Here is a 14,661-nt window from a genome sequence, read left to right as displayed (position 1 = left end):
GCGGCCGTCCGCCGTCAGGTGGTGGCGGGCTCGCAGCGCGGGTCGGGCAGCAGCGTGCAGAGCAGGTCGCGGATCGCGGTGCGGTGGTCGCCGGCGCGCCACGCGAGCGCGAGGCGGCTCGGCGGCAGCCCGGTGACGGGGACGGCGGCGATGCCCGGACGCCGGTAGATGGCGGCGTTGCCCGAGGCCATCAGCACGATGCCGCTGCCGTTCTCCAGGGCGGCGAACGTCTCGTCGGCGTTCGCGACCGTGGCGCCGATGTTCACCGGGTGCCCGCCGCGCTGGTCCAGGGCGAGCCAGAAGTCGCGGAGCGGTCCGGCGGCCTCGGGGAGAGCGAGGAACGGCTCGTCCAGCAGCTCGCGGAACGCGACGGTCTCGCGTCCGGCGAGGGGGTGGTCGTCGCGGAGCGCCACGCTGCGCGGCTCCTCGGCGACGACCTGGACGGTGAACGCGTCCTGCCGCGGGATCGGCAGCCAGACGAAGGCGACGTCGACCGCGCGGTCGGCGAGCCCGGCGGTCGGGTCGTCCCAGTCGACCTGGCGGAACCGGATGCTCCAGGCGGGGCGGCGTTCGGCGAACCGGGCGCGCATGTCCGCGAGCAGCCCGCGCCCGACGCTCGTGGACAGGCCGACCGTCAGGACGGACGCCTCGGTCGCGGCGGCGTCGCTGACGGCGCGCTGCGCCTCGTCCCACGCGCAGAGGATCTCCCGGGCGGCGGGGAGCAGGGCCCGGCCCGCGGCGGTGAGCGCGACGGCGCGGCGGTCGCGGTCGACGAGGCGGACGCGGAGCTGCTCCTCCAGCTGCTTGAGCTGCTTGCTGAGCGCGGGCTGGGACACGAAGAGCCGCGCGGCGGCGCGGGTGAAGCTGAGCTCCTCGGCGATCGCGACGAAGTACCGCAGGTCCCGCAGATGTGCATCCACCTGGCGAAGCGTAACTTCTCCCCCGCCTTGTCAGCACCGGACAAAACGGGCGCGCTGCTTGCGCCGCGGAGCTCATTGGAATAAGTGTCTAATTACTTTAGGGTCGGGGAGCCGTCACCGGGACGGTACGGGGGACGACCGAAGGGTTTCCGGGCCGATGCACACCAGAGTCCGCCGGATCCTGCGCACCGCGCTGGCCTCCTGCCTCGGGGCCGCCATGACCGCGACCGCCCTGCAAGGGACCGCGCACGCCGCGCCGCAGGCCGCTCCGCACGCCGCCGCGCCTCCCGCCGAGGATCCGTTCTACACGCCGCCCTCGCCGCTCCCCGCGGGCAGCCCAGGGGACGTCATCCGGTCGCGGGAGGCGGTCTTCACCGTCGACCCGTTCAGCAAGGCGCCCTACGGCGGCGTCAAGTCGTGGCAGGTCCTCTACCGGTCGGAATCCGTCAAGGGCGCGCCGATCGCGGTGTCGGGCACGGTGCTCGTCCCGACCGCGGCGTGGACGGGCCCCGGCAGGCGGCCGCTCGTCTCCTACGCCGTCGGGACGCGCGGGCTCGGCGACTCGTGCGCCCCGTCCTACACGCTGACGCAGGGATACGACTACGAGGAGCTGTTCATCGCCGACGCGCTCAGCCGGGGCTGGGCCGTCACGATCACCGACATGGAGGGGCTCGGGACGCCGGGCCAGCACACCTACGAGGTCGGCAGGTCGCAGGGCAAGGCCGTCCTCGACATGGCACGGGCCGCGCAGCGGCTACCCGCCGCCGGGCTCGGCGACGGGCCGGTCGCGGTCTGGGGCTACTCGCAGGGCGGGACGTCGGCGGGCTGGGCGGCGGAGCTGGCGAAGTCCTACGCGCCCGAGCTCCAGCTCAAGGGCGCCGTCGCGGGCGGCGTCCCGGCGGACCTCCGCGCCGTCGCCGCCGGCCTGGACGGCTCGCCGTTCGTCGCGCTGATGTTCATGGCCGCGGTCGGCTACGACACCGCCTACCCGGAGCTGGACCTCGCCAAATACCTCAACGACCGGGGCCGCGAGCTGCTCAAGAAGGCGCAGAACGTCTGCCTGCTGAGCTTCGACGGCGTCTCAACGCTGATCGACACCGCGTTCAAGAGGATCGGCGACTACACGACGAGCAACCCGCTGGAGACGGCGGCGTGGCAGTCCGCGCTGGACGCCAACAAGCTCGGCTCCACGGCGCCGAGCGTCCCCGTGTTCCAGGGGCAGGGGCTGCTCGACGAGATCATCCCGTTCCAGCAGGCCGACGCCCTCCACAAGGCGTGGTGCGCCAAGGGCGCGAACGTGACCTGGAAGCAGTACACGCTCGCTGAACACGTCCTCGCCGCCTTGCAGAGCGAGCCGGACGCGGTCGCCTTCCTTACCGACCGGTTCGCCGGGAAGCCCGTCCAGGGAAACTGCGCCGCCTGAGCCATCCACCGCCTCCCGCACGATGACGGCGGCGTGTCGCCCTACTGGACCTCGTTTGAGGGCGACACGCCGCCGTTCGGCTTTTCCGCCGGAGGTGGGGCCGGTCATTAGCCGATAACGGGCGGCTATCACGGCCGGTATTGGACGGGCGCGGCGAGCGGGCGCGATCATTCTGGTGGCCGGGCGGAGGACGGGCTCCCCGTCCGGAGCGGGCGACGGGGAGGAGCGCGACGTGACGGTCACGCTGGTGACGGGGGCCAACCGGGGCATCGGGCTGGAGGTGTGCCGGCAGCTCGCGGCGCGCGGCCACGAGGTGCTCCTCGGCGCCCGCCGGCCGGAGGCCGCCGAGGAGGCGGCACGGCGCGTCGGCGCGCGGCCGGTCCGGCTGGACGTGACGTCCGAGGCGGACATCGAGCGCGCCGCCGCCGGCATCGAGCGGCTGGACGTCCTGGTCAACAACGCCGCGATCACCTACGACACCTGGCAGCGCGCGGTGACGGCGGACCTCGGCGTCGTCCGCGAGGCGGCCGAGACCAACCTCTACGGCGCGTGGCGCCTGACCCAGGCGCTGCTGCCCGCGCTCCGCCGCAGCGACCACCCCCGCGTCGTCAACGTCTCCAGCGAGGCCGCGTCGCTGACGAACCTGGGCGGCGGCACCCCCGCCTACACGGTCTCCAAGGTCGCGCTCAACGCGCTGACGCGGATGCTCGCCGCCGAGCTGCGCGCCGAGGGCGTCCTCGTCAACGCGGTCTGCCCCGGCTGGGTCGCGACCGACATGGGCGGTCCCGGCGGCCGTCCGGTGGCCGACGGCGCGGCCAGCGTGGTCTGGGCCGCGACCCTGCCCGACGACGGCCCGACCGGAGGATTCTTCCGGGACGGCCGCCCCCTCCCCTGGTAAGCCGCACGCCCCCTGCAAGCCCCCCGACTCGTCCGGAAGGACATCGCATGCTCCTGGTCACCGGCGCCACCGGCAACATCGGCTCAGAACTGGTCCGCATCCTGGCCACGGCGGACGAACCGGTGCGGGCCCTCGTCCGCAAGCCGCCCGCGACGGAGGTCCCGGGGGTCGAGTACGTGACCGGCGACCTGGACGATCCCGCGTCACTGGCCCCGGCGCTCGTGGGCGTCCGCGGGGTCTTCCTGCTGCCCGGCTACCGCGACATGCCGGGCGTCCTGGACGAGGCCCGGCGCGCGGGCGTGGAGCGCGTCGTCCAGGTCACGGGCGGGTCGGCGGGGAGCGGTGACCTCGGCAACGCGGTGAGCCGGTACATGATCCTCACCGAGCGCGCGGTCCACGACTCGGGGCTGCCCTGGACGATCCTGCGCCCCACCGCGTTCTTCTCCAACGCGCTGCGCTGGCTGCCGAAGCTCCGCGCCGGGAACACGCTGCGGCTGCCCTTCGCCGGCGTCCGCGCCGCGGCGGTCGACCCGTTCGACATCGCGGCCGTCGCGGCGGTGGCCCTGCGGGAGGACGACCACGAGGGCAAGGTGTACTACCCGACCGGGCCTGAGTCGCTGCTGCCCGCCGACCAGGTCCGCGTCCTCGGCGAGGTGCTGGGCCGCGACCTGCGCTTCGAGGTCCAGCCGGACGACGAGGCCCGCGCGGAGATGACCGCGTCCATGCCCGCCGAGTACGTCGACGCGTTCTTCGACTTCTACGTCGGCGGCTCGCTCGACGAGTCGGTCGTCCGCTCCACGGTGCGGGACGTGACCGGGCGCTCGCCTCGCACGTTCCGCGAATGGGCCGTGGCCCACGCCGACGAGTTCAGGACGTCCTGAATCTGCCGGAAGGGAAGGCCGATGTCCGGGCCCCGGTCCGGGCATCGGCCTTCCCCGCCGCCGCGCGGGGCGGGAACGGCGACCGGTCAGGTGGCGGGGCAGGTGGTGCCGCGCGCCGGGACTTCGAGCGAGATCAGGTAGGCGTCGATCGTGTCCCGCATGCAGGACCCGCTGTTGTAGGAGCCGTGGCCCGCGCCCGCGTAGGTGAGGAGCGTGCCCGTCCGGCCGAGCTGCCGGGCAACGCTGCGCGCCCACACGTACGGCGTGGCGGGGTCGTGCACCGAGTTCGCGAGCAGGATCGGCGCGCTGCCGCGCACGTCCAGCCGGTGCTGCGGGTTGCGGACGGGCCGCGGCCAGCCCAGGCACACGGACACGGCCATCAGCGGACGGGCGTGCGCCATGTCCGGCGCGATCCTCTCAAGGCGCCGCATGTGCGCGGCGAACTCCGCGTAGTTCCGCACCGGGAGGCTCCAGTCGGAGCAGAACTGCGCGGTGAAGTTGTCCTTGCCCGTGACTTCCGCCGGTGGGGTGGGCGTGACCGGTGCCGTCCGGGACGAGGTGCGCTTCAGCGGCTTGCTCGCCGCGAGGGCCGCGAGCTTCTGCGCGAGGCCCGCCCAGTCCGGGTCATAGAAGGCCTTGTAGGCCATCAGGACCAGGCCGAACTCCGGGATCGCCGCGCCGGGCGCGCTCGGGTCGGCCAGCTCGCCGCGGGCGGCGCGGGCGCGCAGGTCGCTCCAGACGGCGTGCACGTCCCTGCCGTGCAGGGCGCAGGACGCCGTGCGGTCGCACCAGGCCGCGAATTGCTCGAACGAGTCCTGCGCCGCGCCGATCTCGGTGTCGAGGAACCGCCCGGTCCGGCGGACGCTGTGGTCGGTGACGCTCTCCAGCACCATGGCGCGGATCCGCCTCGGGTACGTCTCGGCGTACATCTGGCCGAGCAGCGTGCCGTACGAGCTGCCGTGGAAGGTCAGCTTCGGCTCGCCGAGCGCGGCGCGGATCGCGTCCACGTCCCGGACGGTGCTGAGCGTGTCGGCGTGGTCGTAGACCGGGCCGGTGCGCGCGCGGCAGTCGTCCCGCAGCCGCGCGTTGTAGGCGAGGGTGGCGTCGAACTCCGCCGCGCTGGTGATCACCGGTGACGGGCGCGCGTCGAGCAGGGCCGCGGAGCACGTGACCGGGTTGCTCTCGCCGACCCCGCGCGGATCGAAGCTGACGATGTCGAAGCGCTGCCGGAGCCGGTCGCTGAACCGGTCGATGCCGCCCTTGAGCTCGGTCACCCGCTTCACACCCGAGTCGCCGGGGCCGCCGGGCCCGAACACGAGCGTGCCGACGCGGGCCTTGCGGTCGAGGGCCTTGCGGCGGGCGATGGCGAGCCCGAACGTCTCCCCCTCCGGATGCGCCCAGTCGACGGGGAGCCGCAGTGTGGCGCACTCGGCCTTGCGGTCCGGGCCGCAGGCCGTCCACGCGATCGGCCCGCGGGCGCCGACCGACATGGACGTTCGGCCGGACGCCGGGTCGGGCGCCGCCTCCGCGGATCCCGGAGTGGACGGGACGGCCACGGCACCGAGCGCGAGGCCCGCCGCGACGGTCGCGCCCCAGGCGGCCTGCCTGTGCTTTCGCAGCATGATGAGCTGTCCTTCCGGCGGAGGATCGTGATCATCACGCTAGGACGGCGATACATCCCGCGACAGGGTGATCAGGGATGGTTCAGGGTCCGCTCAGGGTCGGCTCAGGGTTCGTCCGCCCGCCCCGAACGGACCGCCACCGCGGTCGCGGCGCGTCAGGCCTTCGGGAGCGCCTTCCGGAGGACCTCCGCGAGGTGGAGGGCGCGGCGGCCGGTGCCCTGCGCGACCTGCGTCCGGCAGGAGAAGCCGTCGGCGAGGACCATCGCGCCGTCCGCCGCGCGCACCTTCGGGTACAGCTCGCGCTCGGCGCACGCCTGCGAGACGTCCCAGTGGCCGGGCTCGAAGCCGAAGTTCCCGGCGAGGCCGCAGCAGCCGGCGCCGACGACATCGGTGTCCACGCCGAGCCTGCGCAGGACGGCGAGATCGGGCGCGTAGGAGCCCTTGGCCTCCTGGTGGCAATGCACCTGCGCGACGGCGGCGGAGTCCAGCCGCTCGAACGGCCACGCGCCGTCGTGCCGGTCGACCAGCTCGGCGAGGGTGACGGTGGCGTCCGCGAGCCGCTTCGCGCGCGGATCGTCCGGGAGCAGCTCGGGCGCCTCGTCGCGCAGCATCACCGTGCAGGACGGTTCCAGCCCGACGACCGGCAGGCCCGCGTCGAGGGCCGGCGCGAGCACGCCGAGCGTGTGCTCCAGGACGCGCCGGGTGACACCGAGCTGGCCGGTGGAGTGCCAGGTCAGCCCGCAGCAGACGCGGCCCGGCGGGATCAGGACGCGGTAGCCGAGGGCCTCCAGCACCTCGACCGCCGCCCGCCCGGCCTCGGGCTCGTGGTGCTCGGTGAACGTGTCGGGCCAGAGCACCACCGTGCCCGCGGGCCCCGCCGCCTTCGGGCCGCCGTGCGCCGTCCGGAACCATCCGCGCAGCGTCTGCTCCGCGAACCGGACCATCGCGCGGCGCGGCTCGACGCCCGCCGCCCGCTTCACCGCCGCGGCGACCGGACGGCGGGCCAGCGCGGCGTTCACCAGGCGGGACGTCCCCGGCACGGCCGTCACGAGCCGCGACCACAGCGGCAGCCAGCCCATCGAGTAGTGCGCCATCGGACGGCGGCGCCCGGCGTAGTGGCGGTACAGGAACTCCGCCTTGTAGGTCGCCATGTCGACGTTCACCGGGCAGTCGCTCGCGCACGCCTTGCAGGACAGGCACAGGTCCAGCGCCTCCGCGGCCTCCCGCGAGCGCCAGCCGTCCGGGATCGACTCGCCGCGCAGCATCTCCGCCAGCACGCGGGCCCGGCCGCGGGTCGAGTGCACCTCGTCCCGCGTCACCTTGAACGACGGGCACATCGACCCGGTGTCCAGGTTGCGGCACGCGCCGACGCCGACGCAGCGGTGGACGGCCGCCGCGAACGACCCGCCGTCCCTGGTCAGCGCATGGACAGCCGTCACCGGCAGCGCGTCGCGGCCGGGCGTCGCGGGGCGGGCGCGACCGTCCGAGCGAAGCAGCGCGTGGCGGCCGGGGGTCGCGCGGCGGGCGCCACCGTCCGAGTGGAGGAGGGCGTCGCGGCCGGGCGTCGCGGGGCGGGCGCCGCCGTCCGAGCGGAGGAAGGCGTCGCGGCCGGGGGTCGCGGGTTGGGCGCCGCCGTCTGAGCGGAGCAGCGCGTCGCGGCCGGGGCCCGGGCGGAGATCGGCGTCCAGCGGGGCCGGGTCCACGATGACGCCGGGGTTGAGGCGGCGTTCCGGGTCGAACACGGCCTTGAACGCGGCGAACGCCCGCAGCAGCTCCGGCGAGTACATCGCGGCGAGCAGCTCCGAACGGGCGCGGCCGTCGCCGTGCTCGCCGGACACCGTCCCGCCGTGGGACACGACGAGGCGGGCGGCGTCCTCGACGAAGGCCCGGTACCCGGCGACGCCGCGCGGCTCGTCCAGCCCGAAGTCGAGGCGGAGGTGCAGGCAGCCCTCCCCGAAGTGCCCGTACGGGACGCCGCGCAGGCCGTGCTCGCGCATCAGCCCGTACAGCTCCCGCAGGTATCCGGCGAGCCGCGCGGGCGGGACCGCCGAGTCCTCCCAGCCCGCCCACGCCTCGCCGCCGTCGGGCAGCCGCGTGACGATGCCCGCGCCGGCCTCGCGGATCCACCACAGCGCCCGCGTCCGCGCCGGGTCGGCGACGACAACGGACGCCGTCCCCGGGACCCGCTCGCGGACGATCTCGGCGAGCGCGTGCGCCGCGCCGCGCGCCTCGGCGACGGTGTCCCCGCCGACCTCGCAGTACAGCCAGCCGCCGCCGGGCGGCAGATCGGCGCCCGCATCGGCCCGGCCCGGCTGGCTCCGCAGCGCGGTGAGCAGGTCGGACGCCATTCCCTCGACCGTCAGCGCACCCGCACGCGCGGCGAACGGCGCGACCTCCGCGGCGACGAAGACGTCCGGGAAGCCGAGCACGGCGAGCGCGCGCGCCTTCGGAACCGGGACGAGCCGGACGGTCGCCTCCGTGACGACGCCGCACGTCCCCTCCGCGCCGACGAGCGCCTTCGCCACGTCGAAACCGTTCTCGGGCAGCAGATGGTGCAGGCCGTAGCCCGACACCTGGCGGCTGAACCGGCCCAGCTCCGTCCGCAGCGGCGCCAGGTGCGCGTCGCGGAGCCTCGCCAGCTCGGCGTTGACGACCGCGTCGCCGGACGTCCCCGCGCGGGCGGCGAGCTCGCGGCCGCCGGGCAGCAGCAGCCGCAGGCCCTCGACGTTCGCGGACGTGATCCCCCAGGCCACGCTGTGCGACCCGCACGCGTTGTTGCCGATCATCCCGCCGAGGGTGCAGCGCGAGTGGCTGGACGGGTCGGGGCCGAACGTCAGGCCGTGCGGGGCCGCGGCGGCGCGCAGGTCGTCCAGCACCACGCCCGGCTCGACCACCGCGGTGCGCGCCACGGGATCGATCGAGCGGATGCGGTCCATGTGCCGCGAGGTGTCGACGACGATCCCGGCGCCGATCGAGTTGCCCGCGATGGACGTCCCGCCGCCGCGCATCGTGACCGGGAGGCCCTCCTCCCCCGCGACCTCCAGGATCCGCGCGACGTCCTCCGCCGAGCGCGGCTCCGCGACGGCGACCGGGACCTTCCGGTAGATGGAGGCGTCCGAGGAGTAGGCCGTCCGCGCGGTGAGGCCGGTGCGGAACATCCCGGGTAGCGCGGCGTCCAGCCGGCGAGCGTGATCGACCACGTCACCAGGCTAGGACGTGGGCCGGGATACCGCAGCGGGCACGGCCCCCCGACCACGCACGGGGCCTGGTGCAGGCCCGGTGCGGCCCGCCGCGGGCCGGCGGGGACCGCGGCGGGCTTGACGGGGCTCCTGTCGCGCCCTTGTCAGAAGTCGCCGGAAAATGCCGCCCACCACTGTGGCATTCGACAATTCCCGGACGGATGGGAAAGCTGAGCCGGAAGACTCAGCGGCCGTCCAGCTCGCCGTTCCGGATGGCGTTCACGAGCGTCCGCCATTGGACGCCGTCGAGGGCCAGCATGCCCCCCGACCTGTCGTGCGAGTCCCGGACCAGCACCGACGGGCCGGTCGCCGCGACCTCCACGCAGTCATCCCCCGGCTCGCTCGCACTTGCCTTGCGCCACTTCAGCGCGGACCCCCGATTCGACCGATGAACCATCCGGCAACCCTCCATCCATTGCCGGCGGGTGCCGTCTTGCCAGCCGATCGGGCAAGAACACCCGCCGGACGAGAGCCAAGCAGGGCACAACAAACCACGACCTTGTGGATGAATTCCCGATCACGAGTGTAAACGGTTCCAGCAATTCCGCCTACACGGGAACACAAGATCACGTTGCGTGCTATGAAGGCCACGCGCCTTAGGGATGCCCGATACGGCTGTCACCTCCGGTCGGATACGGGTTCGGGCGGGAGCCGGCACGGCTCCCGGGGACGACCCGCGGGCCCCGGGGCTCCCGCCCGGGGGAGCGGGTCAGGCCATCAGGTCCTCGGCGGCCTGCCGGATCAGCGCGAGCGACTCCTCCGCGGGCAGCGCCTCGTCCAGGAGGATCTCGAAGCTGTCGCGGTACTCGGCGGTCCGCTCGTCGTCACCGGTGATCAGGATGTTGGCGCCGGGACGTCCCTCCAGGTAGAGGACGTCGTTCAGGCCGCCCTCGAACTCCAGCACCGTGAACGGGCCGTGGATGCCGAGGTGCGCGCCCACGCTGAACGGGATGACGCGGACGGTCAGCGAGTCGCTCTGCTCGACGGTGTCGGCGATGTGCCGGAGCTGGTTGGGCATGATCGCCGGGTCGACCTTGATGCCCACGTGGCGGCGGACCACGGCCTCGTCGATGATGTAGTACTGGCGCGGCGGGTTCTCCCGCTTGGCGAGCTCCTTCTGCCGCTGGAGGCGGAGCTTCACCCCGAACGCCTGCTGCTGCGGCGACACCATGCCCGTGGACAGGACCTGCGCGTACTCGGCCGTCTGGAGGAGGCCTGGGACGACCGTCCCGTGGAAGTGGCGGATGAACGCGGCGCCCGCGGCGTACCCGACGAAGGTGAGGAACGAGTCGTCGAACTCGCCCCGGTAGGCGTTCCACCAGGCGGGCTCGCGCGCGCCCCTGGCCAGGGCCTGCAACCGCTCCTGCCGGCTCTCGGACGTGACGCCATAGATCGAGAGCAGCGCCTGGAGGTCGACGCGGGTGATCGAGTTCTTGCCGCCCTCCACCCGGATGAGCTTCGACGGCGACCATTCGAGCTTCCTGACCACCTGTTCCTGCGTCATCCCCTTCTCCTTGCGGAGGCGGACGAGCTCGGCGCGCAGCAGGGCGCTCTGGACGATGGGACCCTGGTCGTTCGTCATGACGATCGCTCACCCTGTGCGGTCGGTGCCATCAGCAGATCTGCCACCTGGCAGTCGGCGACCTGACGGGATACATGACGCCACTTCGTCATGCTTCTCGCGTCCCGGACCTCGGCCATCGGGCCGGACCCCCCGTCACGTCGCCGGAAATCACATCCAGAGCTGGCAGCGTGCTGCATGTCGGCAAACTATGTTGTAGCGTGCTTGGTAGCAGATTAGCAGGCTCCACGATGCAATAGGACGTCCTGCTAGCTCGTAAGCGAAAGTTCTCCGAACGGAGGGTGACCGGGGGAAGGCGAGCACCGCATCCGCCGCCTGCGAGGCACCGGCCGACGGGGAGCGCACGGGAGGGCACACCGCAGAAGGACGATTTCGGCAGTACCGAAAATGAAATAGAGTCGCCCCCACCTTCCGCCGGTCACCGGTTGCGAGCCATGCGGATCAGCGAAAAGCGGAGAGCGACTCCCAGAGGCCCGTGGGGCGCGCGCGCCAGGCTTTTCGTCGAACTCTCCTGCGAAAACGCAGAGAAACCGGGATTGACCTGGTGAAACGTACCCTGCGGACTCACCCAGTCTAACCGCGATCACGCGGTGCGGGCTATAGGTGATGCGGCTTTCGGCCGCCGGTGGACGCGGCCGTCGCGAAGGCGCGGCGGCCCGTCGCCGGGCATCCCGGAGCCGCGATCGGAAGCATGGGGTCCCGACATGATGCCAGCAGCGCAGTACCGTCCCCCGACCTTCGACGTCCACCCCGCGACCCCGGCCACCGCCGCCCTCGCCCTCCCGAGGGAGGTGCGGCGATGACCGACCGCGAGCACCGGCACGACCCTGACCTGCTCGTTCCGGCCGCACTGGCCTCCGGGAGCCCGGCGGCCCTCACGCCGGGCGCCTCCGGCGCGCTGTCCGAGCGGGGCTTCTGGCAGGCGCTCACCTCCGTCGAGCAGGACGCGCTCGTCGCGTCCGCCGACGAGGTCGAGTACCCCATCGGCGACGTGCTGTGGCGGGAGGGCCAGACCGCCGACCACGTCCTCGTCATCCTGTCCGGCTGGATCCGGGTCTGCGTCGAGCGGGACGGGTCCGAGCGGATCATCGCCTTCCGCGGTCCCGGCGACATCATCGGCGAGCGCGCCGCCCTGCTCCTGCGGCAGCGGTCGGCCACCATCGTCGCCATGGACACCGTCCGCGCGCTGCGGATGAGCACGCAGGAGTTCGCCGCCTACCTCTCCGACCAGCCGCGCGTCCTCGCCGTGCTCGAACGCGAGATGTACGACCGGCTGACCGAGCAGGCGAACGGCGCACCGCCCGCGCAGACCTACGGCGTGCCGTCCGCGCGGCTGTCCGGGCGGGCGTACGGCGCACCGCTGGCCGGGCAGGCGTACGGGGCTTCGTCCGCACCGCTGAGCGAGCAGGCGTACGGGGCTTCGTCCGCACCGCTGAGCGAGCAGGCGTACGGCGCACCGCTATCCGGGCAGGCGTACGGCTCTTCGTCCGCGCCGCTGAGCGAGCAGGCGTACGGCGTGCCGTCCGTGTCCGAAAACCCTCCGGGGCAGGCGCCCGTGGCTCCGGGGTTTCCGTCCCCCGCGGCACCGCCGCACACGCCGCCGGGCCAGTCGGCGACAGTACTGCCCGCGACGCCATACGAGCCTTCCCCGTATGTCATGCCTTCATATCCCGTGATGCACCCTTACGGGCCCGCCGCGCAGTACGGACCGCCGCAGCGGTACGCGGGCGCGCCCCCGCACACGACGAACCCGCACACGACGAACCCATACGCAACCAACCCGTACAACCCGTACACGGCTCAGCCGTACACATGGCACCCGTCCAACCCGTACGCCGGGCTTCCTCCCTACTCGACCGAGTTGTCCTCGGACGCGACCTGGCCTCCGCACCCGGCGGCGTCCCCGTACCACGCGGTCGTCCCGCAGCACACCGTCCCGATGGCGTCCGGAGCGGAGCCGTTCCAGCAGGACGGCACGATGCGGCACGGGTCCGCGGCCGTGGGCGCGGGGCCGTCCTGGGCGGGGCAGAACTGCTCGATCCTGTTCACCGACATCGCCGGGTTCAGCGACGCGGTGCACCGCGACGACACCGACCGCCTCGCGGTGCGCAGCGCCATGTACGGGTTCCTGCGCGACGCCTTCCGCGCGTCGCGGGTGCCGTGGGACGCCTGCCACCGCGAGGACCGCGGCGACGGCGCGCTCATCGTCGTCCCGCCCGGGGTGCCGACCGCCGCCGTCATCGACCCGATGATCGCGCGGCTCGCGGCGCTGCTGCGCCGCCACAACCGCCGCTCCAGCAGGGCCGTCCGCATCCAGCTGAGGGTCGCGCTGCACGTCGGCCCCGTCATGCCGGACGCCGAGGGCGTCGCCGGCTGGCCCGTCATCCACACCGCCCGGCTGCTGGAGGCCCGCCCCCTGAAGGAGCGGCTCGCCGCGACCGGCGCCGACCTCGGCTTCATCGCCTCGTCCTTCGTGTACGACTCCGTCATCGCCCACAGCCCCGGCTACGTCGACGCCGCCGACTACGAGCCGGTGCGCTGCCGGGTGAAGGAGTCCGACGTCCGCGGATGGATGCACCTGCTGGGCGCGCCCGTCCACCCCGCCTGCTGATCCCGGTCCACCAGGCACCACGGCCCGCTCCCCGCACGGGCCCGTGCGGGCCTCCGGCCCGCCGCCCCCACCCCGCGCGCTCGTCCACGCGGGGTTCTCCTTTTCCCCGGCCAGGCCGTCACCTCCGCTCGCGGGGGATGCGGAGGACGAAGCGGGCGCCCCGGTCGCTGTCCTCGATGGTCAGGTCACCGCCGTGCGCCTTGGCGATCTCCCGGGCGATCGGCAGCCCGAGCCCCGTCCCGCCGGCGTCCCGCGCCTGCGCGTCCCTGAGCCGGGCGAACCGCTGGAACACGACCTCCCGGTCGCCCACCGCGATGCCGCCGCCGTCGTCGAGCACCTCCAGGACGGCGTCGCCGCCCTCCTCCCGCACGGTCACGTCGATCCGCGACTCGGCGTGCCGCTCGGCGTTGTCCAGCAGGTTCGTCAGCAGCCGGATGAGGCGCAGCCGCTCGCCCCGCACCGTCACGGCCTCCCGGAGGTGCGTGACGATCCGCTTGCTCCGGGCCGACCTCGCCAGCTCGATCGTGACCAGCGCGGCGAGGTCGACGATCTCGGGCTCCTTCCACTTCCCGGCGTCCAGGCGGGCCAGCTCCAGCAGGTCGGTCACGATCGCCTGGAGCCGGTCGAGGCTCTGGAGGACCGCGCGGCCGGTGGCGGGCCAGTCCACCTCGTCCGGGTACATGAGCGCCTCCTCCAGGTGCGCCCGCGCGGCCGCGATCGGGCTGCGCAGGTCGTGGGAGGCGTCGGAGGTGAACGCCCGCTGCCGCTCCAGCGCCGCATCGAGGCGGTCGAGCGTCGCGTTCGCCGCCTCGGCGAGCAGCCGGATCTCGTCGCGCGTGTCCGGCACCGGGACGCGGTGCCCCGACCGGCGCTCGGTGATCTCCATCAGCTCGGCGCGAATCGCGTCCACCGGCGCGAGCGTCTGGTCCACCCGCCGCCACGTCCGCAGCGCCACGAGCATCACCACCAGCAGCGACAGGCTGACGAGGAACGTGCAGAGGCTGGCGCCGACGTACCAGGGGACGGCCTCGGCGGCGGCGTAGACCACCCTGTCGCCGCCCGGTTCGTACACCCGGAACGCGAGCACGTACATGCATCCGCGCAGCCCGGCGGGCGGACACAGCACCTTGCTCTCGTACACGCGGTGCGCGTCCGGGACGAACGAGGCGATCCGCGCCCGGTCCCGCACGCCGGGCGTCCCCGCGATCACGTCGCCCCGCGCGTCGAGGACCTGGAGCACGATCGAGTGCGGCGCGGTCAGCTCCCGCGGCGCCTGCCCGCTCAGCATCAGGTAGGCGAGGTGCAGCGCCGCCGAGACGGCCCGCTCGCGGCGCTGCTCGGCGGTCCGGCCGTGCACACCGGCGACGACCAGCACGGTCAGGACGGCACAGATCAGGGCGGTGACCGCCCCGGCTCTGACGGTCATCCGCACCCGTATCGACCATGCGCGCCGTCCGTACACCCGACCTCCCGCAGGCGAGGTAA

The 14,661-nt window shown here is 73.7% G+C and carries 10 protein-coding genes; 4 read left to right on the top strand and 6 right to left on the bottom strand.

Going from position 1 to position 14,661, the window contains the following annotated elements:
* Positions 1-14 precede the first annotated feature (14 nt).
* Positions 15-920, bottom strand: coding sequence for a LysR family transcriptional regulator (locus E1300_RS10705; RefSeq protein WP_131756733.1), 906 nt, complete (start codon positions 918-920; stop codon positions 15-17).
* A 157-nt stretch (positions 921-1,077) separates the two neighbouring features.
* Between E1300_RS10705 and E1300_RS10700 the strand changes: the two genes are divergently transcribed.
* The 3 genes from E1300_RS10700 to E1300_RS10690 all read left to right on the top strand — a co-directional run bounded on the left by E1300_RS10700 (position 1,078) and on the right by E1300_RS10690 (position 4,122).
* Positions 1,078-2,343, top strand: a complete 1,266-nt coding sequence (locus E1300_RS10700) for a lipase family protein (protein ID WP_242619065.1) — start codon at positions 1,078-1,080, stop codon at positions 2,341-2,343.
* 232 nt (positions 2,344-2,575) lie between these two features.
* Positions 2,576-3,241 (top strand): SDR family oxidoreductase, encoded by a 666-nt coding sequence (locus E1300_RS10695; protein WP_131756732.1) that lies wholly within the window; start codon positions 2,576-2,578, stop codon positions 3,239-3,241.
* Between the two features lie 47 nt (positions 3,242-3,288).
* The gene (locus tag E1300_RS10690; protein ID WP_131756731.1) at positions 3,289-4,122 is read left to right on the top strand and encodes an NAD(P)H-binding protein; all 834 of its coding nucleotides are present in this window, start codon (positions 3,289-3,291) and stop codon (positions 4,120-4,122) included.
* Positions 4,123-4,208: 86 nt separating this feature from the next.
* Here E1300_RS10690 and E1300_RS10685 read toward each other — a convergent pair whose 3' ends face one another.
* The 4 genes from E1300_RS10685 to E1300_RS10670 form a co-directional block, all read right to left on the bottom strand.
* Positions 4,209-5,744, bottom strand: coding sequence for an alpha/beta hydrolase (locus E1300_RS10685; protein ID WP_131756730.1), 1,536 nt, complete (start codon positions 5,742-5,744; stop codon positions 4,209-4,211).
* 155 nt (positions 5,745-5,899) lie between these two features.
* On the bottom strand, positions 5,900-8,944 hold the full coding sequence (locus E1300_RS51465; protein ID WP_207399630.1) for an FAD-binding and (Fe-S)-binding domain-containing protein: 3,045 nt from the start codon (positions 8,942-8,944) through the stop codon (positions 5,900-5,902).
* Positions 8,945-9,167: 223 nt separating this feature from the next.
* Positions 9,168-9,380 carry a DUF397 domain-containing protein gene (locus E1300_RS53385; protein WP_131756729.1) on the bottom strand — a complete coding sequence of 71 codons (213 nt, stop codon included), beginning with the start codon at positions 9,378-9,380 and terminating at the stop codon, positions 9,168-9,170.
* A gap of 312 nt (positions 9,381-9,692) precedes the next feature.
* Positions 9,693-10,565, bottom strand: coding sequence for a helix-turn-helix domain-containing protein (locus E1300_RS10670; protein ID WP_131756728.1), 873 nt, complete (start codon positions 10,563-10,565; stop codon positions 9,693-9,695).
* 799 nt (positions 10,566-11,364) lie between these two features.
* On the opposite strand from E1300_RS10670, the gene E1300_RS10665 reads away from it, so the two are divergent.
* Positions 11,365-13,176: a cyclic nucleotide-binding domain-containing protein gene (locus E1300_RS10665; RefSeq protein WP_165502784.1), complete on the top strand. Its 1,812-nt coding sequence runs from the start codon at positions 11,365-11,367 to the stop codon at positions 13,174-13,176.
* Positions 13,177-13,294: 118 nt separating this feature from the next.
* Here the strand turns inward: E1300_RS10665 and E1300_RS10660 are convergent, their stop codons facing one another.
* Positions 13,295-14,602 (bottom strand): sensor histidine kinase, encoded by a 1,308-nt coding sequence (locus tag E1300_RS10660; protein ID WP_131756726.1) that lies wholly within the window; start codon positions 14,600-14,602, stop codon positions 13,295-13,297.
* Positions 14,603-14,661 lie beyond the last annotated feature (59 nt).

Source organism: Actinomadura fibrosa (assembly GCF_900659615.1).
Taxonomy (GTDB): Bacteria; Actinomycetota; Actinomycetes; order Streptosporangiales; family Streptosporangiaceae; genus Spirillospora; species Spirillospora fibrosa.
The sequence above is the reverse complement of the archived record's forward strand: the minus strand, read 5'-3'. Positions and strand labels throughout refer to the sequence as shown.